The organism is Rhodanobacter sp. FW510-R10, from assembly GCF_058781105.1.
In genome coordinates this window covers 292,326-311,805 of the sequence record NZ_JBYSWL010000001.1, presented here as the reverse complement: position 1 = coordinate 311,805, position 19,480 = coordinate 292,326, and the positions used below count along the sequence as shown (strand labels likewise).

Below are 19,480 nucleotides of genomic sequence, written 5' to 3'. Positions count from 1 at the left end.
GCATGCGCGACCCGCTGCCTGACCCCAAGCGCGCTGCGACCCCCGCCGCGGTTGCCAAACCCGATTTCCGAGGTAGCCCATGAAAGTACGCGCACAGATCGCGATGGTCCTCAACCTGGACAAGTGCATCGGGTGCCACACCTGCTCGATCACCTGCAAGAACGTCTGGACGTCCCGCGAAGGCGTGGAATATGCCTGGTTCAACAATGTCGAGACCAAGCCCGGCATCGGCTATCCCAAGGAGTGGGAAAACCAGGAGCGCTGGAACGGTGGTTGGGTGCGCACCCGCGCCGGAAAGCTGGTGCCCAAGGCGGGCGGGCGTTGGCGGTTGCTGTCCAAGATCTTCGCCAATCCCGACTTGCCGCAGATCGACGACTACTACGAGCCGTTTGATTTCGACTACCAGCACCTGCACGAGGCGCCGGAGCTCAAGCACCAGCCCACGGCGAGGCCGCGCTCGCTGATCAGCGGCCAGCGCATGCAGAAGATCGAGTGGGGGCCGAACTGGGAGGAAATCCTCGGCACCGAATTCGCCAAGCGTGCCAAGGACCGCAACTTCGAGGGCATCCAGAAGGAGATTTACAGCGCCTTCGAGAAGACCTTCATGATGTACCTGCCGCGGTTGTGCGAACACTGCCTCAACCCGGCTTGCGTCTCGGCGTGCCCGTCGGGCGCGATCTACAAGCGCGAGGAGGACGGCATCGTCCTGATCGACCAGGACAAGTGCCGCGGTTGGCGCATGTGCGTGTCCGCCTGCCCGTACAAGAAGATCTATTACAACTGGAAGAGCGGCAAGTCGGAGAAGTGCATCTTCTGCTATCCGCGCATCGAGATGGGTGAGCCGACGGTGTGCGCGGAAACCTGCGTGGGCCGCATCCGCTATCTCGGCGTGATGCTGTACGACGCCGACCGCATCCAGGAAGCGGCGTCGGTGCCAGCCGAGCAGGACCTGTACCAGGCGCACCTGGATCTCTTCCTCGACCCGTTCGATCCGGCGGTCGTCGAGGCCGCGCGCAAGGAGGGCATTCCCGACAACTGGCTGGAGGCGGCCAAGGCCTCGCCGGTGTACAAGCTCGCGATCGACTGGAAGCTGGCGTTGCCGCTGCATCCCGAGTACCGCACGTTGCCGATGGTCTGGTACGTGCCGCCGCTCTCGCCGATCCAGTCGGCCGCCGAGCGCGGCCGCGTGGGGATGAGCGGCGAGCTGCCGGACATCGCCTCGCTGCGCATCCCGCTGCGCTATCTCGCGAACCTGCTCACCGCAGGCGATGAGGCGCCGGTGGTGCGCGCGCTGGAGCGGATGATGGCGATGCGCGCCTGGCGCCGCGCGCGCAACGTGGATGGCGTGGAGGATCTCGCCGTGCTCGAGCAGGCCGGGATCAGCGTGGCCCAGGCCGAGGCGATGTACCGCTACCTGGCCATTGCCAATTACGAAGATCGCTTCGTCATCCCCACCGCACACCGCGAATACGCCAATGACGCGTTTGGCGAGCGCGGCGGCTGTGGCTTCACGTTTGGCAACGGCTGCAGTGGCGACAGCCCGGCCGACCTGTTTGGCGCCCGCAAGACGACGACCTATGCGGTGCCGCCGAACCGCCAGGAAAAGGCGGAGGTGACGTCATGAGCGTGCTGAAGCTGGTGGGCGTACTGCTCGACTATCCGCAGGATGCCTTGTGGGAGCATGGCGACGAGCTGCTGCGCGCAGCCGATGAGGCAGCGCTGCCCGAGGCGCGGCGGCTCGAGCTCACGCACTTCGTACGCACCCTGCTCGGCACCGACCCGCTCGAGGCGCAGGACGCCTGGCTGCGCACGTTCGACCGCGGGAGGGCCATGAGCCTGCTGCTCTTCGAGCACATCCACGGCGAATCACGCGACCGTGGCCAGGCCATGGTTGACCTGATCGAGGCATATCGACGCCAGGGCTTCGAGCTCGCGGCGCGTGAACTGCCGGATTACCTGCCGCTCGTACTGGAATACCTGGCCCAGCGTCCGGTCGCCGAAGCGCGGGACTGGCTCGGCCATGTCAGCCATATTGTCGGCATGCTGGCAGCCCGCGCCGGCGAGCGGCAAAGTCCCTACCAGGCCTTGTTCGACGCCCTGCTCGAACTGGCCGACAACCGGCCCGACCTCGACACGTTGCGCCGCCGCGCGCGCGAGGAACCGCGCGATGACACCCCGGCGGCCATGGACCGCCTGTGGGAAGAAGAAGTGATCCGCTTCGACGCCAAGGCACCCGACGAGGACTGCGCACTGCCGTCGCGCCGACCGGCGACCACCAACGCCACTCCGCAGGTGCAGCCATGACCTATCTCGATCAGTTCGCGTTCCAGGTCTATCCGTACATCGCGCTGGCAGTGTTCTTCATTGGCAGCTGGGCGCGCTTCGACCGCTCGATGTACACCTGGCGCACCGGCTCCAGCCAGTTGCTGTCCACTCGCGGCATGCGCCTGGGCAGCAACCTGTTCCACATTGGCGTCCTCGCCATCCTGGCCGGCCACGTGGTCGGCCTGCTGACGCCGCATTGGGTCTACGAACCTTTTCTGAGCGTGCCGCACAAGCAGCTGTTGGCGATGGTGGTGGGCGGCGTGTTCGGCGTGGTCTGCCTGGTGGGCATCGTCATCCTGCTGGCGCGCCGCCTGTTCAACCCGCGGGTGCGCGCCACCGGCACGCTGGGCGACACCATGATCCTGGTGGTCCTGCTCATCCAGCTCTTGCTGGGCCTGGGCTCGATCGTGGTGTCCACCCGGCATATGGATGGCGGGGTGATGGTGGCGCTCGCCGAATGGGCGCAGCACATCGTCACCTTCCGTGGCGGCGCCGCCGATTACGTGGCTGGCGTGCACTGGCTCTATAAGGCGCACATCTTTCTTGGCATGACCTTGTTCCTGCTGACCCCATTCAGCCGCCTGGTGCACGTGTGGAGCATCCCGGTGAGTTACCTGTGGCGGCCCTACCAGGTCGTGCGCAGGCGGCAGGCAACGCTGCGCTACGGATCGAGGAGCTGAGCATGGCCCTGCGCAATCCAAACGCACGACGCATCCCGCTACGCGTCGCCAACCCGGCCAAACCGGTGCTGCCTGAGCCAGTCGGCCACCAGCATGGGCCCGCGGACCGCGGGCCGCGCAGCTTTGGCCAGCCCGCGCCGTGCTACCTCTACGTCGCCGAGCAGGCGATCAGCGAGACGGAGATTGCCCGCGAGATGCAGCATCATCGCGCGCTCAGCCCGGCGCATTCGCGCGCCGCTGCGGCCCGTGCGCTGGTGGTGCGCGAGTTGCTGCGCCGCGAGGTGCAGCGCCTCGACTTCGCCGTGCCGGCCCCGACAAGCAGCCAGGAAACGCCGGAGGAAGCCGGCATCCGCCTGCTGCTGGAGCGCGAGATTGCCGATCGCGTGCCCAGCGGCGACGACTGCCGGCGTTATTACGAACAGAACCGTGCGCTGTTTCGTGCGCCCGACCTCATCCGCGTGCGTCACATCCTGCTGGCTGCCGCGGCGGACGATGTCGACGGCCGCATCCGTGCCAGGAGCGAAGCTGAGCGGCTGCTTGCCGAGCTTACGGCGCGGCCGCACCTCTTTGCCGATTTCGCCATGCGGCATTCGGCTTGCCCCTCGAAAGACCAAGGTGGCGAACTTGGCTGGCTGCAACGCGGCCAGACCACGCCAGAATTCGACCGCCAAGTGTTTCGCCTGCACCTTGGGCTGGCCGCGTTCCCGGTCGAGTCGCGCTGGGGCTACCACGTGGTCTGCGTCGACGGGATCCGGCCCGGTGCCGAGCAGGACTTTGCCGTGGTCCGCGCGCGCATTGCCGATTACCTGGAACTGCAGGTACGCCAGCGTGAGCTCCAGATCTACCTGCTCGGCCTGCAGGAACGCTATGGGGTGCGCGGCTTGCGCGAGATCGAGGCGTTTGCCGAACAGGAGCCGGTCACGCCGCCGGCCCAGGCACAGGGAGGGCCTTCCCGGTGAACACCGAGCCTGTCGTCAGCCCGGGGCAACGCTCACGGGCGTTGTGGTTGACCACGTTGGCGTTTGGCGTGTGCTTCGCAGTGTGGGTCATGTATTCGATCGTCGGCGTCGAGCTGAAAAAGGAACTCGGATTCTCCGATTCAGCGTTTGGCCTGCTGGTTGCCACGCCCATCCTGACCGGTTCGCTCAGCCGCCTGCCGCTGGGTATCTGGACGGAGGTGTACGGCGGCCGCATGGTCTGCACCGTGCTGATGCTGGTGGTGGCGGGCTGCGTCGGCCTGCTGCCGCTCGCGGCCTCGTACCCGATGTTGCTGCTGGTCGGGCTGGGCCTCGGGCTGGCCGGTGGTTCCTTTGCCGTGGGCGTGGTCTATGTCGCCGCGTGGTATCCCAAGGAGCGCCAGGGCACGGCACTTGGCCTGTTCGGCATGGGCAACGTGGGAGCAGCGGTGACCAGCTTTGGTGCGCCGCAATTGCTCGCGGTCATGAGCTGGCGCCATGTCGCCCTGGTCTATGCCGCGGCCACGCTGGCCATGGCGTTGATTTTCTGGTTCGGCACGCAGCCTGATCCACTGACCCGCGAGCGCCGGGCCGGCGGTATCCGTCGCGCATCGCTGGGCGAGCGTCTGGAGCCACTGCGCAACCTGCGGGTATGGCGGTTTTCCCTGTATTACTTCCTCGTGTTCGGTGGCTTCGTGGCGCTGACTTCCTGGTTGCCGCGCTACTACATTGGCGCCAGCGGCCTGGACATCCGCACGGCCGGCATCCTGACCGCGAGCTTCGCCTTGCCGGCGGCGGTATTCCGTGCCGTGGGCGGCGTGCTCGCGGACCGCTTTGGCGCGCGGACCATCATGTACGTGGCCTTTGGCGTGTCGCTCGCCTGCCTCTTCCTGTTGTCCTATCCCAACACCCGATACCTGGTGGACGGCATCCACGGCACGATCGATTTCACCATTGCCCCGGCGCTGACCGAGCGCGTGGCGGTGCTGTTCGTCCTCGGCTTCGTAATGTCGCTGGGCATGGCGGCCGTGTTCAAGCACATTCCGACTTATTACCCAAACCACGTGGGCGCCGTGGCCGGCGTGGTCGGCATGATCGGCGGCCTGGGCGGCTTCTTCCTGCCGATTGCCTTTGGCGTGATGAACGACTGGATCGGCATTTGGACCAGCTGTTTCATGCTGCTGTTTGCCATTGCCGCGGTCAACTTGGCCTGGATGCACTTTGCGATACGGCGCATGGAACGCCGGCATTTCCCCGAGGTGACGCGCGAGACCGACCTGCCGGAAATCATGGAGGCCTCGCTGCCGCCCGATGGCCGTTGATCCGCGCGGCCATCGCGGGTATCGCGGCCGGCGTCGCCGGTGCCTCGGAGCTCAGGCCGATGCCGCGCGTGGACGTATGGCCAGGCGCAGCAGGTTGCGCAGCACACCGAGCAGCGCGCCGGCCCAGGCCAACAGCGCGATGCCGAAGAACAGCCGCGGCAGCAGGTGGAGGAAGCCCAGGTCCATCGCCCGGCTCAGCTCCAGCGTGCTGGTGGCATACATGCCGATCGGGAACACCGCGCCCCAGTACAAGGGGTCGTAGCGCAGCGGAAAGCGCTTGTAGACATAGCGCCACACGCCAAGCACCAGCAACATCGGGATCCACCACGTGCCGGTCGCCCAGTAGAAGATCGTGAAGCCTTTGATGAATGGGCGGAGCGAGAGCAGGAACGGCGCATCCACGACGTTTATGCTGAGCAGCGAACCGGCCAGCGTCGAGATCGCCATGGCGCCCATGTTGATCCAGTACGGCGGCGCGAGGTCGTCCGGGCGAAATGGGAAAAAGGTGTAGCGGTAGAAGATCAGCGACATCATCCAGATGTACAGCATGCCGCCCCAGAGCCACATGGACAGGGCAAAGAAGTTCATCTCCAGCTTGTACGGCTGTGCCGTGTGCGCCGCCAGCAGTGCGCTCAGCACGGCGATCGATTGCGTGGCCACCACGGCCAGCAGCCAGCCACCACTGATCCCGCGGTCGAGTGTGGGTTTGCCCTCCTTGATGGTGAAGGCGGCAAAGATCGTGTAGGTGAGCAGCACCCACAGCACCACGGCTGCGCACCACAGGAGCAGGGCGCCGCGAACGTGGTCCGCCTGCAGCAGGAACTCGCTGCCCAGGATGCTGGAGGCGGCCACCATGGTGAAGAATCCAGGGCCTTGCAGGTGGTCGACCAGGTCGCCGAGGAAGCGCCGCGGATAATGCACCAGGCGGGCGATGAAGAGCAGCCAGAGCACGCCATACGCCACCACGTTGAGCGCAAACAAGGCCCACCCCAGCGCGGCGTAGCCCAGGCGCCAGGCGCCGATGGCGACGATGCCGGTGGCCATCACCATGCCGAAATAAGCCGGCGACAGCGTGGCCAGGGCGGAAGGCGGCGTGCGCGATACCTGGTGCATGGGATTCCCCAATCGGTGAGTGGCACGTACTCGCCGGTCGGCCGGTTTCTCCTGCCGGCGTGGCGAGGCGCTTGCCTGCAGCTGGCCGGCGGTGGGTGCGGCGGGAAGCCGCGGGCGGCCAGCCACGGTGCACGCGCGTCCCAGCCTATGGGCAGCGGCCGAGTGGCAATTTGACCGCCGTCAATGCCCGACCTGCAGACGTGGCCCGATTACATCAGCAAGGCCACCGCCTTGATCTGGGCCCATACCGGCAACCCTGGCCGGAGCTGCAGGCGCGCCGCCGAGTGCTGCGAGACCCGCGCCAGCAGCAGTGCCTCGCCGGCCCGCAGGCGCACTTGCATCTGTCCGTTGGGTAGCCGGGATACGGCTTCGACCACGGCCGGCAGGATGTTCAACACGCTGCTGTCGGTGTGTGCGCTCAAGGCCACGCTGATGTCGCGCGCCTGCAGGCGCACGCGCACGTCGCTGCCGGGCGGGCGCACGGCGCCGTGCGCGCGCAGGACGCCCGCTGGGCTTTCCAGCGTGAGCAGGCCGTTGCCATCGTCGCCGCGCACGCGGGCCGCGATCACCGTCGCGGCATCGTCGCGCAGCGCCAGCGGCAGGTCGTCACGGTTGAGTACGTCCAGCGCCGGGCCGGCCACGAGCACCTTGCCGGCCTCCAGCATCACCAGGTGATCGGCCAGGCGGGCCGCCTCATCCACCGCATGCGTGACGTACAACATCGGCAATCCGGCTTGCTGCCGAACCGCTTCCAGATAGGGCAGGATGTCGGCCCGTCGTTCGGCATCCAGTGCGCTGAGTGGCTCGTCCAGCAGCAGACAGCGGGGCTGGCACACCAGGGCGCGGGCGAGCGCGACGCGCTGGCGTTCGCCGCCGGACAAGGTCCGCGGCGAACGCCCGAGCAAGGGCCCCAGGGCCAGCTTGTCGATCCATTCGGACAAGGCCTCTGCCGCAGCGCCGGAGCGGCGCCAGCCGTAGCGCAGGTTCGCGGCCACGCTGAGGTGCGGCAACAGCGCAGCATGCTGGAACACCACCCCCACCGGGCGCCGATGTGCCGGCAGGCGGTGGCCGGCGTCCTGCCAGGTATCAGCACCCATGCGGATCAGGCCGCGTGCCGCGGGTTCGAGCCCGGCAATGGCCCGCAGCAGCGTGCTCTTGCCACTGCCGGAAGGTCCAAACACCACGGTGACACCACGCCCTGGGAGCTGCAGCGCCACCTGCAGGGTGAAGTCCCGACGCTCGAGGCGCAAGTCCAGCGCGATGCCGCGGCCCGGATCAGTCATGACCGCGCGCCGTACGCCGCCCCAGCCACTGCATGACCAGCAGCATGCCGAAGGAAAACACCAGGAGGCCGGCTGCCAGGCGATGCGCATCGCCGTAGGCCAAGGACTCGACCTGGTCGTAGAGCAACACCGAAAGCACCCGGGTCTGGCCGTCGATGTTGCCGCCCACCATCAGCACCACGCCAAACTCGCCCACCGTGTGTGCAAAGCCGAACAACGTGGCCGTGACCAGGGCCGGTCGCGAGAGCGGCAGTACGACGCTGCCGAAGCGGTCGAGGGGACCGGCGCGCAGCGTGGCGGCAGCCTCGAGCAGCGTGGGGTCGATGGCGGTGAAGCCCGATTGCAGCGGATGCACCACGAACGGCAGCGAATACAGCACCGAAGCCAGCACCAGGCCTGGGAAGGTGAAGGCCAAGGTACCCAGCCCCAGGGACGTGGTCAGCCAGCCCAGCGGCCCGTCCGGCCCCATCCCGAGCAACAGGTAAAAGCCCATCACCGTCGGCGGCAGCACCATCGGCAATGCGACCAGCGCGCCGATCGGGATGCGCCAGCTGGAGCGCGTGCGGGCCAGCCACCAGGCCAGCGGCAGGCCGAGCAGCAACAGGATCAGCGTGGTCAGCCCGGCGAGCTTCAGGGTGACGATGATGGCGGCGAGCGTGGGGTTCATGCGCGGGCTTGCCCGCCGATTTCAGTCATAGCCGTGGGCGATGATGATGCGCCGTGCCGCGGCACTGCGCAGGTAGGCGAGGAAACCCCGTGCCGCCGGATTGTCGCGACCGCGTGTGAGCAGGACCGCGCTCTGGATGATCGGCCGATGCCAGTCGGCGGGTACCGGCCAGGCCGAACCGCCGACTTGGCGTTGGACCTCCAGCACCAGTGAGCGCGGCAGCAAGCCCGCGTCGGCGTTTCCGCTCAGCACGAACTGGGCGGCCTGGCCGACGTTTTCACCAAGCACCAGGCGGGGTTGCAAGGCCTGCCAGCGCCCGACATGCCGCAACACGTCACGCGCGGCGGCACCGTAGGGCGCGAGCTCCGGGTTGGCGATGGCGAGCTTGTGGAAATCATGTCGGCGCAGCGTGGCTTCACCGTCGCCGTCGACGATCAGCTTGGCGTCACGGCTCCACAACACCAGGCGGCCGCTGGCGTAGTCATACAGCGACGAGCGCACGGCCAAGCCGTCGTCGACGAGTCGACGGGGTGTGGTCTGGTCTGCGGCCAGCAGCACGTCGAACGGCGCGCCATGGCTGATCTGCGCGTAGAGCTTGCCGGTCGAGGCGGCGCTGAGCGCGATGTGGTTGCCGCTTTGCGCCGCGTATTGCCGTGCCAGCAGTTCGGCCACGGCAGTGAAATTGGCAGCCACGGCCACCCGGGCCTGACTGGCCGGGACGGCCGCTGCAGTGCTGGTTCCAATGGCCGCCCAGCCGATCGCCGCGAGCAGCCATGCCGCGCAAGCGAGGCCGCGGTGGCGCATCCACGCGGCCCGGGTGCAGCTTCGATGCGTGGAAGACGCGGCAGCGCGATGCAGGCGCAAGTCGGGCAGGTTGACGCTGGACTCCAGAGCAACCATGTGTGCCTTGCCAGGATCCTGAAGGGGCGGGACAGTTCAGTCCAGCCGGGAAATTAGCACGCCGCGCTGCGCGGCCGCCGCTGCCTGTCTGCGGCACAACCGCGCAGCTTGGCTGACGCGGCAGCCCAGGCTCCTAGGCCCAGAGTTTCGCGTAGCCCACGAAGACCGTCATCAGCGCCAGCTGGACCAGCGGGTAATGGCTGGCGCGGTTGAACAACTGGGCGGCCTGCCGGCTGGCGCCGGTGCGCAGCAGGCGGACCCCTGGCCACACCAGCAGTGCGAGGCCGGCCAGTGCCGCAAGGAGCGGATACGCCGGGCCCAACTCGAGCGGCGACATCACCGGGAGGAACCAGCCGATGACGACGACCAGGGCCAGGCTGGCCACCACGAGCCAGCCGGCACGGTCGGGACCGAGGACCAGCGGAATCGTGCGGGCGCCGATGCGTCGGTCCTCCTCGATGTCGTTCCAGTCGGCTGGAATGTTCTGGCCGCCGATTTCCCAGAGCATGATCCATGCCACCATCAGCGCGAGGAGCGGCAAGGATGGCGCGGGTTGCACCACGAAGACGGCGGCGACCGGGCCGCAGGATTTCACCAGCCCGCTGACCAGGGTACGCCAGTAGGTCACCTTGAGCAGCGCGCAATAGACGACTTCCAGGATGGCCGCCAGCAGCACCACCAGCACGATAGGTGGATTGATCAGGTAGGCGCCGACCAGGGCGAGTACGTACCACACCGCGAACCAGGCCAGCCCGCTGCGCAGGCTCAGCACGTTCTGCGCCAGCGGATGGCGCAGGGCGCCGGCCTCGACTGCGTAACCAGGATTGATGTCGCCCCCCGCGAACTTTGCCCGGTCGTCGCGGATGCCGACCAGGTCGTTCAGCGCGTAGATCGCCGTATAGCCGGCCACGGCGGTGAACACCGAGAGCAACAGCACCGGCCAGGCCGGCAGGTCGCCCAGCCAGAGCAGGGCGGCAAAGCCGGGCAAGGCCACGTCGAGGATGCCGTGGGTGGAGCGCGAGAGGGCGAGGAAGCGGCGCATCGCGGTCAGCGAGTCTTGGTGAAGGAGGCCATGTAATTGACGTCCTCGCGGTCGGCGGCAACCCGGAACCGCCGGCGCAGCGGGTGATACATGAGGCTCGCGCTGCCGGTCCACGCCAGGCCGCTGGCGCGTGCCCAGCCGCGCAGTTCATCGGGCCGGATCAGCTTGCGGTAATGATGCGTGCCCCGCGGCAGCAGGCGCAGCACATATTCGCCGCCGAGGATCGCAAACAAAAAAGCCTTGGGCGTACGGTTGATTGTCGAGAACACGGCCTGGCCCCCGGGCTTGAGTGCCTGGGCGCAGGCGGCGACCACCCGGGCGGGATCGGGCACATGCTCGAGCATCTCCATGCAGGTCACCACGTCGAAGCTTCCCGCCTGCTCGCGGGCGAGTTGCTCGGCGTCCTGGTAGTGGTAGTCGATCGCGAGCCCCTGCCCGCGCGCGTGGCGCTCGGCCACGGCCAGCGACAACTCGGACAGGTCGATGCCACTCACCCGGGCGCCACTGCGGGCCAGCGCCTCGGTGAGGAGGCCACCGCCGCAGCCGACGTCGACGATGCGCGGCTGTGGCGTCATCACCTGTTGCAGGATGAACTGCAGGCGCAGCGGGTTGATGACGTGCAGCATGCCCATCTTGCCGCCGGCGTCCCACCAGAGCCGCGATACGCGGTCGAACTTCTCGATCTCGGCAGCGTCAACATTCGACGACGGGGTCATGGTGGGTGGATGTCCGTACAGTGAGGGAGGCGATGGCGGCCGTGATCTCGGTCCGGCTGATGTCGTTGACGAAGACGCAGTGGCCCAGTCCGCGCGGCAACGGCACGCGCTGCAGGCCGTTGCGGTGCTCGACGCGGTCGAGCAGCGCCTGCCACATGAGCTCGGCGTCCAGCAAGCCGAGGTCCGGTGCGATGCCGAGGCTGGCAATCAGCGCGAATACCCGCCCGGCCTGCGTCGCGTCCAGCAGGCCGCGGCGCTGGGCGATGAGCACCGAGACGATGATGTCGAGCAGCACCGCTTCCCCGTGCAGCAGCCGATCCTCATGATGGGTCTCCAGGCCATAGCTGAAGGTGTGGCCGAAATCCACGTTGCGCGCGAGTTCGGCCTCGAACAGGTTGGGCTGCAATTCCTGCAACATGCCGGCGATCGCGCGATCGAGGATGCGGCGCCCCTCGTCGTCCTGGAAGCGCTGGGCCACGCTCCACGCACCATGGTGTTCCAGTTGCTCGAACAGTCCGACATCCTTGATCACCGCCAGCTTGATGATCTCGCACACGCCGTTGAGGATGTCCCGCTGCGGCAGCGTGGTCAGGAACGAGTGGTCGAGCAGCACCTGCAGCGGGGGCTCGAAATTGCCGACGCGGTTCTTGTGCCGGTTGAAATTGACGCCGCTCTTGACGCCAATCGCCGCGTCGACGTAGCCCATCAGCGTGGTCGGCACCTTGATGTGCGGTACGCCGCGGCGGTAGCTGCCGGCGACGAAGCCGACCACATCGGTCAGCACGCCGCCACCGATGGCGATGATCGGCTCGTCGCGGCGGTGGATCGGGAAGTCGTCCAGTTGCTGCAGGAGTTGCAGATAGGCGTCCATCGTCTTGCCCGCTTCGCCACCCGGAAATCGCACGATGCGGGCTTCGATGCCGTGGTGCGCGAAATATGCATCCAGGGCCGCCGCATGGTGCCGGGCCACTTGCTCATCGACGACCACGAAGCGCCGCCCTGGGCGCCGCCGACCACACTCCAGCAGCGCGGTGCTGTGCGGATCGAGCACGTTGGCGGCGCTGATGACGTCGTACTCGATCGGGCGCAGGTGGCTGACGTGCCAGCGGGCGGCAGCGTGGGTCATGCCGCCTCCAGCCAGTGCGCCCTGGCTCGCAGCAGGCGCCGCGCCACGGCCTGGGCCTGTTCCAGGCTGTGGTTACGGTACCGGCCACATTGCTCGACGTGCCGATAGGGCACGCCCGTGGCGCCGAGCACCTCGGTGAGGATGTCGGCCAGGACCTTGCACAAGAGTGCCGCACGGCCTTCGTTGAGGAAGATCAGGTAGAAGCCGGTTTGGCAACCCATGATGCCCACCGAGACAAAGCGGCCGGGCAGATGGCGCTGGAAGCCCTCCAGCAGGAAATGCTCCAGCGAGTGCAACTCCATCGTGGACAGATAATGTCCGGCGTTCGGGCGGCATACGCGCAGGTCCACGCAATACACGACGTCGCCATGACTGCCGCTGCGCGCCGAACGCAGTTTGACGCTGGGCGCCTGCAGCCGGCGGTGGTCCAACTCGCCCACCAGCCTGGGATCCCAACCCAGTGCCGCGAGCTCCGTCGACGGCCGGGCTTGCGCCTCCGTGGCGACGGCCGCGCGTGGCGCTGTCGGGGTTTCGAGCAGCGGGCGCAGATACCGGTAGCTGTCATCCAGTGCCTTTTGCCAGGATGCCACGTGGTGATACAGCTCGACGGCGCCGTGCCCGGAGAAACCATGCTCGGCCAGCGCGCGGAAACTCGCCGCGAAGTCCAGCGTGCCTTCGCCAGGAATCTCGTGGAAATGCACGATGCCGGTCAGGGTGTTGGCCACCATGCGCTCGACCAGGGGTGGGTGCCGCACTCCGCGCAAGTAGGCAATGATCGGCCGCGCCCGTTCCAGCACGTCAAAACCAAGGCCTGGCACGGAGATGAGGTAGGTGAAAATCTCATCGTCCAGGGGCGAACTGCCGGTGTACAGGCTGGTGTAGTCCACCCGCCTGGCAGGCTGCGCGATGCCCGCCCGCTGCAGCAACGTGGCGATCCGTCGTCGCTGCGTGGCGCCAGGTGGCTGCTCGCTGAAATACAGCGGATGGTTTGCATCCACCAGCAGGTAGTCGGCCCGGCGCGGGAAGTAGACCAGGGTGCTGGCAAAACCGAGGTCGAAATCGAGCCCGTCGCGGTCGTTGACGATCTTCAGGTTGTAGCCTTGGCGCGCGTCCGAGATATGCAGGTAGCGGGTCAGCGGTGCGGCCCGGGCGAGGGCTGCGAGGTAGTCGGGCTCGGAGCAGTACGCATGGCACAGGTCGACGTGCAGGCGGAAATGCGGCGAGTCGATGTCCTCGATCAGGGCCAGGCCCTGGTCCAGCGTCTCGATCAGCATGCCGGGCTCGGGTTCGATCAGCAGTGTGAGGTCTTCGTCGGCGCGGATGTCCCGCAGGCAATCGCGGATGCTCTCGAGCAGCAAGGCGCGGGCGTCGATGGCCGGGTTGCGGACGTGTTCGGCACGAACGAACCCGCTGCCGAACGTGACCAGCGGTATGCCCAGCCGACGTGCGACGTGGATGCCGCGCTTGACCAGGCCGATGCGACGCTTGCGCCCGGCCAAGTCCGGATCCATCAGTGAAGGTTCGTGCGGCCGCAGCGGGTCGAAGAAGTGCGAGGCGGTGGCCACGCATGCGCCCTCGATGCCGGCCTTGTCCAGGCGCTTGCGCACCGTGTCCAGGTAGTCGTCGTCGACATTGAAGGGATTGAACTGGTCGCGGTGGAAGGAGATTTCGATACCCGCATACGCCGCCGCGGCCACGGCGTCGATCGCCGCCAGGAAATCCAGCTGGGTCAGGCCGAACGTGCTGTAGCTGAGTTTGATGTTGCCCATCGTCGTCGCGCCGGTCGTCGTGAACAGCCGTCTTGCCAAGCGGTGAGGGTGTGGCCGGGGTGCGGCGGCGCGTGCCGTGCCCGCAATGGTCATGACGAGGCGAGCCGCCGCATGAACCCGGCGACCCGCCTCTCCCCCCTGACCGTGGAGCGCGGTGCCGAGGCTCAGATGAGGTTCGGCACCATCGCGTCGTCGGCGGTGACCGGATCATCCGCTGTCGCCATGCGCGCTTCCATGGACGCGAGGAAGCGCCAGACAAACAGCATGGTCACCAGCAGCAATCCCGGATAGCCCACGCCGGCCAACAAATAGGGCAGTGTCGGGTCGCCTTCCACGCGCACCCGCGGCAAGTTGAAGCTGAGCAGGCCGAGCGTGATGAGTGTGCCGAACACCCACATCCCGAGCAGCCAGATTCCGGCCTCGAAACCCGTCAGCGGTCGGTGCCAGCCAGTGTCCCGGCGGTCGGCGGCGCCAGCGGTGAACCCGGTCGGCACCTGCACGCGTTGCCCCAGCGTGATCAGGTCGTAGATCAGGGTCAGCGCACCGGCCATGAAGATGATGGCGAATATCGGCAGCATCAGCTTGAACACGCCCATCGAGCGGTAGACGTCGCCGCCGTACCAGTCCAGACCGAGGATGCGGTAGACGTAGATCTGCACCGTGCCGCCGATCGAGAACGCAAAGGCCAGGCCGAGCACGCTGAGGAACACCAGCCAGAAGCCGAGCTTGCCCAGGCGCTGGTCAAAGTGCGGCGCCTTGCGCATGATCGGGACGGCATAGTACGCCGCCGCCAGGCCGAGCATGCCGAACGTGCCGAACAACGCCAGGTGGGCATGGCCGGCGGTAACCCAGGTGCCGTGCGACCAGACATTGGTCAGCGCGAAGGTCATGACAAAGCCGAGGATGCCGGCCCCGACCAGCTCCAGCACGGTCGAGCCGAGCAGGAAGTAGAAGGCGGGAGCGTTTTCCAGCGGGCGCTTGTTGGTGTGTGCATCCAGGTAGATGTGCCAGAAGCAGAACACCAGCGGCAACGGCTCCAGCGCACTGAACAGCGAGCCCCAGAACTGCCAGAACTCCGGGGTGCCGATCCAGAAATAGTGGTGCGCGTTGCCGATCAGCCCGGACAGCCACACCAACGTGATGCCCCAGAACACCGCGAAGCCGACCGACTTGATGTCCGCCTTGAACATCAGCACGAGGAACGTGCCGATCAGGCTGATGTGGATGACTTCCCACACGCCCTCGACCCAGTAGTGCACGACGAACCAGCGGAAGTATTCCTGCAGGTCCAGGCGCGAGACGTAGAACAAGCCAAACACCCACACCACCATCAGCGCCGTGAAGCCAAGCGCGAGGCCCCAGTGCACTTCATTCCATTGGCGCATCGGCGGGAACGTGCGCAGCACCACAAAGGCAACGATGGAGAAGCCGATGAAGATCAGGACGCCGGCGACACGCCCGGCCTCGAGATATTCCAGCCCCTGCTGCAGCCATGGCTGGTTCAGCCACCATCCGGCAATGCCGCGTTCGGCGAGGAACTGGGTGAAGAAGTTCCACACGACGATGACGATCACCGCGTAGAACAGGAACTTGATCAGCCACGGCGTCACCAGCTCGCGCTTGGAAAGGAGGGGACCGACAAACAGGATGGAACCGATGAAGCCGCACACGATCCACATGATGCCGAGGTTCAAGTGCTCGGCACGCGCGACGTTGAAGTTCAGCACGCCGCTCAGGAAGGTCGGGTCCACCTGCTGGGTTGCCAGGATGAGGCCGTAGACGACCTGGAACCCGAACAACACCAGCATCAACATGAAGAAGCGCAGGCTCAGCCGTTGGGTCTTGTATTGGATTTGCATCAGTGCTTCTCCTGGCTGTGAAGCGAGGCGATGTAGGCGACGATGGCCTTGACCTCGTCTTCCTTCAGCAAGTTTGCATAGGCGGGCATGACACCGGCCGCATAGCCGTCCACGATCTTGGCGTTCGGCTCACGGATGGATTCGACCAGGTAGGCATCATCGGCGAGCACCTGGCTGCCGTCGCTGAGCTTGACCTGCGATCCGTAGACGCCGCCCCAGCCTGGACCAACCAGCTTTTCGGTGCCCGCCGAGTGGCAGGCCACGCAGCCATAGTCCTTGACCAGTTGCGCGCCCAGCACGGCCGGGTCGGCCGGCGCTGCCGTGGCGCTGGGCGCGGCAGCCGCTGCCGGGGTCGCCGCCGCGGCAGGTGGCACGGCACCAGGGCCATGCGCCATGCGCAGGCGCTCGCTCAAGTCAGCCTTGACCTCGATCTTGGCTGGCCAGCCTTCCGTATTCATCGCAGACGTGTACTTGAGATAGGCGATCAACTGGCCAATCTCTTCCTGCGTGAACGGCAGGTTCGGCATATTGGTCGTGCCACCGCCACGGCGCTCGATGCGCGCAGCAGCGCCCGGGAATTTCTGCAGATAGGCCTCGATCGTGTCGACGCCGGCCGCCGCCTGCATGTCGGGATTGGCCAGCTGCGTGCGCACTGCCGCCGCCGTGGGCCAGCCACCCGCCGAAGGCAGGAACGCCGCCAGCCAGGCCGGGCCGGTCAGCTTGTATTCTTCGGTCAGATCCGGGCCGAGATAGGCGCCGTTGCCGACCATGGTATGGCAGCCCATGCAGTTGTAGGCCTGGAAGACGTGCTTGCCCTGGTCCGCGGTATAGGTGCCATACGTGATCTGGTCGGGAACCACCTGGTTCCGCGATTTCATGAACGAGAACACCGAAAGGATGACGAAGATTGCCGTCATCACGCCCAGCATGACGAAGGCGCCGCGCCGGCGCGGTATCTCGCAGCTGCTGTCACCTGATCCGCAACTCATGGACGGGCCCCCCGGTTGGTGGTCGATACGGAATCGGCCGGGTTCGCGGCAGGCGTGTTCTGCTTGTCATGCAGGAACAGGATGTGCAGGCTGCCGATGAAGACATAAAACACGTAGACGGCGAGCACAAAGCCGACCGCGAAATAAATCCACCACGCCATGTGGGATTCCGGCCAGTATTCAAAATCGCGCCAGAAGGGCCAGGACAGCGCAAAGGCGACAATGCTCGCCACTATCGACAACGTGAGATCAATGGATCGTTGCATTGCGTGGCTCCCCAGGACAGGCTCGTTTCGCGAATCCGGCCGAATGCGTCATCCCATGCAGCCGACGCACAGCTCGGGCAGGGCGACTGTACGAGCGCGCGCACATCGTTAACCTGACACAGGTCAAAAGTTGAAGATTTCCGGATGCCCTGCACGGGGCTTCCGTTTGGGCGTCGTGTCCTGATGCCCGCGCTGGCGGTGCGTTGCGCGGCGAGACGCGGGCGATCGCGTGCGCTGCGGCAAACCGTCGCAGCGCACGCGGCAGAGGGTCCATCGTCGAGCCCGGCCAGCCACGTCGCCGGGACAACTGGGCCGCGAAGTTGCTGCTGGTCCGTGCCTGCGCGAGCAAGCGAGGAGTGGCTCGTCATCGTCGCGCGCGTTGACGACTTGCCGCCGCTTGGTGGATCGGGAGGTCGTGGCGGCGAGGAGGCGTGATCCGCGCGTCGCTTACTGGCCCGATGTTGCGCCCAGTTGCAGGATGCGGCGCCGCACGCGTTGTTCCTCGGCCGGACTGATCAAACCTTCATCCAGCAACTCCTGCAAGGTTTGCAATTGGCGCAGACGCCGCTGCGGCAGGGCTTCCGGCGCCGCCGCTCGTGTTGGTGATGCCGCCGCCGGAGAGGTTGTCACCGGCGCTGCGGCCGGCGGCGCGGGCGTCGCGGCCGGCCGCGGCGCCGGCTGTGCCGCCGTGGCGCAGTCCAGGCGCAGGTGCAGGTCCTGTTTGAAGTCGTCCAACGTTACGCGGTGGCGCAGCGGTTCGCAGCCGGCCCGGCGCAGGGTGACTGTGCCGTACAAGTCGGCGCGTGTGTCCGGGTAATTGTTGGGGTAAATATCGCGTTCGCTGACGGTGAGCGGTGTGACCCCGATCTTGCCGCCGATCAGCTCGACCTCGGCGGCCGTTGGCTCTGATTCGATGCGCAGCGTGCCGACCTGCAATGCCTGCGCATGCGTGCTGGCGGTGACGGCGAACAACACCAGGGCGGTCGCGCCGGCGCGCGGCCACGATCGCATCGGGGAGCGGCGGGCATGCATGTCAGAACGCGGTATCAAAGCCGAACAGGATGTAATTCTCGTTGCTCAGATGGCCGGTGAAGTAAGGACCGACGGGCCGGGTCTTGTTCAGAAAGTCGACATTGACCTCGATAATGCCCTTGACGTTGCGCATGAAGTAATACGACGCCGTCAGGCTGAGGCTGTTGATGGCGATGCCTTCGTAAATGGTTCCGGTATGCGCCAGGTCACCCGCGGTGGCGCGGTTGTACAGCGCCGATAATGCCCAGCGATCATTTGGAATCCAGTCGACACCGGCAAACCCGCCATTCCAGCGGTAGTTGCGCGTCGGCGCCGCGTCCAGGAATCCATCCCAACTATTCCACAAGTATTGGGCGTACCAGTGCGTGGTACCGCCGATATCGCCGGACGCATCCAGGCCAATAATGCGTTTGTCGGTATTGCGTGTGCTTTTGCCCATGCCGGCAGGTCCCGTAGCGCCAAGCTGTTTGCCGGAGGCGGCGAACAGGCCAACGGCCACCGGCCCAATATCGGTACCGAGGTGGGCAAACGTGGTCTTGGAGCTGTCGTTGTCAAACATCCGGTCGGGGCGGGCGAAACCGCCGCCGTTGAGGTTGATATTGCCGGTGATGCCGTTGCCGTTGGTGAAGCCAAGGTTGATGCCGAGCGGTCCGACATCGCGATCGAACAACACGCCGCGATCGTAAGTGATGCCAGCCAGGCGATAGACCACGTAGTCCTGGAACGGCAGGCGGACCTCGCGCGGAAACATCGAGTCGGAGAGCGAGAACTGGCCGAGCATCATGCCGATGCCGCTGCCAAGGATATCCGCGTGGCGAAACCACGCGTCCTCGACCACGATCTCGCCGTTGCCGCCTTTCTCCGCCATGATGGCGTAGAAGTAATAGGTGATGTCCTTGCTCAGTGGCGCGCTGGACAGCACCTTGAGCAGGTATGGTGACTGGAAGTCTGTCGCGGCGTGCTGGCTCACGCCCGTGATGGGATCGATCGCCCGCCCTTGGCGGGCCTGCGCGTAAGCCTGCGCGCGGATGGCGAGCGGGACATGATCGGGCAGGGCGAGTCGTTCGTCACCGAGCTGATCGGCCGTCTCCATCCAGTTGGGCAGGCGCATGTTGCTCTTGGCGAAAAGCTCGCCAAACTTGTTCAGGCGCGGGAACGCCGAATGGCAAGCGGCACAGGTCAGGCTGTAGCGGCGGGCAAACTCGGGTATCGCCGAGGCATTCTGGGCTGGCAGCACCGCCAGCCAGGCACCAAGCAACACCAGCAGGGCGCTGCGCGTGAACTTGACCACCCGTCCGGGGATCGCGCCGATACGGGGCGATTGCGCGAACAGGCTGGCATGAGCGCCTGCCGGGGCGGGAACGATGGTGATGATTGTCCGTTTCATCGCGAGCTACCCCCGGGCTGATTGGAACTGCGCTGGCGGACGCTGTCC

18 protein-coding genes are annotated in these 19,480 nt (G+C 66.4%); 5 read left to right on the top strand and 13 right to left on the bottom strand.

Annotation, left to right across the window (positions count from 1 at the left end; genetic code table 11):
- The first annotated feature begins 79 nt into the window (after positions 1–79).
- The 5 genes from narH to AC3WJB_RS01155 are packed head-to-tail and all read left to right on the top strand — an operon-like array spanning position 80 to position 5,283.
- Positions 80–1,624, top strand: coding sequence for a nitrate reductase subunit beta (gene narH, locus AC3WJB_RS01175; protein ID WP_492677887.1), 1,545 nt, complete (start codon positions 80–82; stop codon positions 1,622–1,624).
- Complete coding sequence (narJ, locus tag AC3WJB_RS01170) at positions 1,621–2,304, top strand: nitrate reductase molybdenum cofactor assembly chaperone (RefSeq protein WP_492677885.1); 684 nt, start codon at positions 1,621–1,623, stop codon at positions 2,302–2,304. Before narH ends, narJ begins: the two co-directional genes overlap by 4 nt.
- Positions 2,301–3,005, top strand: coding sequence for a respiratory nitrate reductase subunit gamma (gene narI / locus AC3WJB_RS01165; protein ID WP_492677883.1), 705 nt, complete (start codon positions 2,301–2,303; stop codon positions 3,003–3,005). The genes narJ and narI overlap by 4 nt, the downstream gene beginning before the upstream one ends.
- Positions 3,006–3,007: 2 nt before the next feature.
- Positions 3,008–3,964, top strand: a complete 957-nt coding sequence (locus tag AC3WJB_RS01160; RefSeq protein ID WP_492677881.1) for a peptidylprolyl isomerase — start codon at positions 3,008–3,010, stop codon at positions 3,962–3,964.
- Positions 3,961–5,283: an MFS transporter gene (locus AC3WJB_RS01155; protein WP_492677879.1), complete on the top strand. Its 1,323-nt coding sequence runs from the start codon at positions 3,961–3,963 to the stop codon at positions 5,281–5,283. The genes AC3WJB_RS01160 and AC3WJB_RS01155 overlap by 4 nt, the downstream gene beginning before the upstream one ends.
- A gap of 51 nt (positions 5,284–5,334) precedes the next feature.
- Here AC3WJB_RS01155 and AC3WJB_RS01150 read toward each other — a convergent pair whose 3' ends face one another.
- From AC3WJB_RS01150 to AC3WJB_RS01090, 13 genes are all read right to left on the bottom strand, one after another.
- Positions 5,335–6,396: a tellurite resistance/C4-dicarboxylate transporter family protein gene (locus AC3WJB_RS01150; protein ID WP_492677877.1), complete on the bottom strand. Its 1,062-nt coding sequence runs from the start codon at positions 6,394–6,396 to the stop codon at positions 5,335–5,337.
- A 209-nt stretch (positions 6,397–6,605) separates the two neighbouring features.
- Positions 6,606–7,679, bottom strand: a complete 1,074-nt coding sequence (gene modC / locus AC3WJB_RS01145) for a molybdenum ABC transporter ATP-binding protein (protein ID WP_492677875.1) — start codon at positions 7,677–7,679, stop codon at positions 6,606–6,608.
- Positions 7,672–8,346 (bottom strand): molybdate ABC transporter permease subunit, encoded by a 675-nt coding sequence (modB, locus tag AC3WJB_RS01140; protein ID WP_492677873.1) that lies wholly within the window; start codon positions 8,344–8,346, stop codon positions 7,672–7,674. The genes modC and modB overlap by 8 nt, the downstream gene beginning before the upstream one ends.
- Positions 8,347–8,367: 21 nt before the next feature.
- Positions 8,368–9,246 carry a molybdate ABC transporter substrate-binding protein gene (gene modA, locus AC3WJB_RS01135; RefSeq protein ID WP_492677871.1) on the bottom strand — a complete coding sequence of 293 codons (879 nt, stop codon included), beginning with the start codon at positions 9,244–9,246 and terminating at the stop codon, positions 8,368–8,370.
- A gap of 133 nt (positions 9,247–9,379) precedes the next feature.
- Complete coding sequence (locus tag AC3WJB_RS01130) at positions 9,380–10,288, bottom strand: UbiA family prenyltransferase (protein WP_492677869.1); 909 nt, start codon at positions 10,286–10,288, stop codon at positions 9,380–9,382.
- A gap of 5 nt (positions 10,289–10,293) precedes the next feature.
- Positions 10,294–11,004 carry a bifunctional 2-polyprenyl-6-hydroxyphenol methylase/3-demethylubiquinol 3-O-methyltransferase UbiG gene (ubiG, locus tag AC3WJB_RS01125; RefSeq protein ID WP_492677867.1) on the bottom strand — a complete coding sequence of 237 codons (711 nt, stop codon included), beginning with the start codon at positions 11,002–11,004 and terminating at the stop codon, positions 10,294–10,296.
- Positions 10,982–12,130, bottom strand: a complete 1,149-nt coding sequence (locus AC3WJB_RS01120; protein ID WP_492677865.1) for a sedoheptulose 7-phosphate cyclase — start codon at positions 12,128–12,130, stop codon at positions 10,982–10,984. The genes ubiG and AC3WJB_RS01120 overlap by 23 nt, the downstream gene beginning before the upstream one ends.
- Positions 12,127–13,899: an S-ribosylhomocysteine lyase gene (locus AC3WJB_RS01115; RefSeq protein ID WP_492677863.1), complete on the bottom strand. Its 1,773-nt coding sequence runs from the start codon at positions 13,897–13,899 to the stop codon at positions 12,127–12,129. The genes AC3WJB_RS01120 and AC3WJB_RS01115 overlap by 4 nt, the downstream gene beginning before the upstream one ends.
- Before the next feature lie 164 nt (positions 13,900–14,063).
- Positions 14,064–15,758 carry a cbb3-type cytochrome c oxidase subunit I gene (locus AC3WJB_RS01110; protein ID WP_492677861.1) on the bottom strand — a complete coding sequence of 565 codons (1,695 nt, stop codon included), beginning with the start codon at positions 15,756–15,758 and terminating at the stop codon, positions 14,064–14,066.
- Complete coding sequence (locus tag AC3WJB_RS01105) at positions 15,758–16,747, bottom strand: c-type cytochrome (RefSeq protein ID WP_492677859.1); 990 nt, start codon at positions 16,745–16,747, stop codon at positions 15,758–15,760. Before AC3WJB_RS01105 ends, AC3WJB_RS01110 begins: the two co-directional genes overlap by 1 nt.
- On the bottom strand, positions 16,744–17,013 hold the full coding sequence (locus AC3WJB_RS01100; RefSeq protein WP_492677857.1) for a hypothetical protein: 270 nt from the start codon (positions 17,011–17,013) through the stop codon (positions 16,744–16,746). The genes AC3WJB_RS01105 and AC3WJB_RS01100 overlap by 4 nt, the downstream gene beginning before the upstream one ends.
- A gap of 447 nt (positions 17,014–17,460) precedes the next feature.
- The gene (locus AC3WJB_RS01095; protein WP_492677855.1) at positions 17,461–18,024 is read right to left on the bottom strand and encodes a peptidase associated/transthyretin-like domain-containing protein; all 564 of its coding nucleotides are present in this window, start codon (positions 18,022–18,024) and stop codon (positions 17,461–17,463) included.
- A gap of 22 nt (positions 18,025–18,046) precedes the next feature.
- Positions 18,047–19,432, bottom strand: coding sequence for a hypothetical protein (locus tag AC3WJB_RS01090; protein ID WP_492677853.1), 1,386 nt, complete (start codon positions 19,430–19,432; stop codon positions 18,047–18,049).
- Positions 19,433–19,480: the final 48 nt, after the last annotated feature.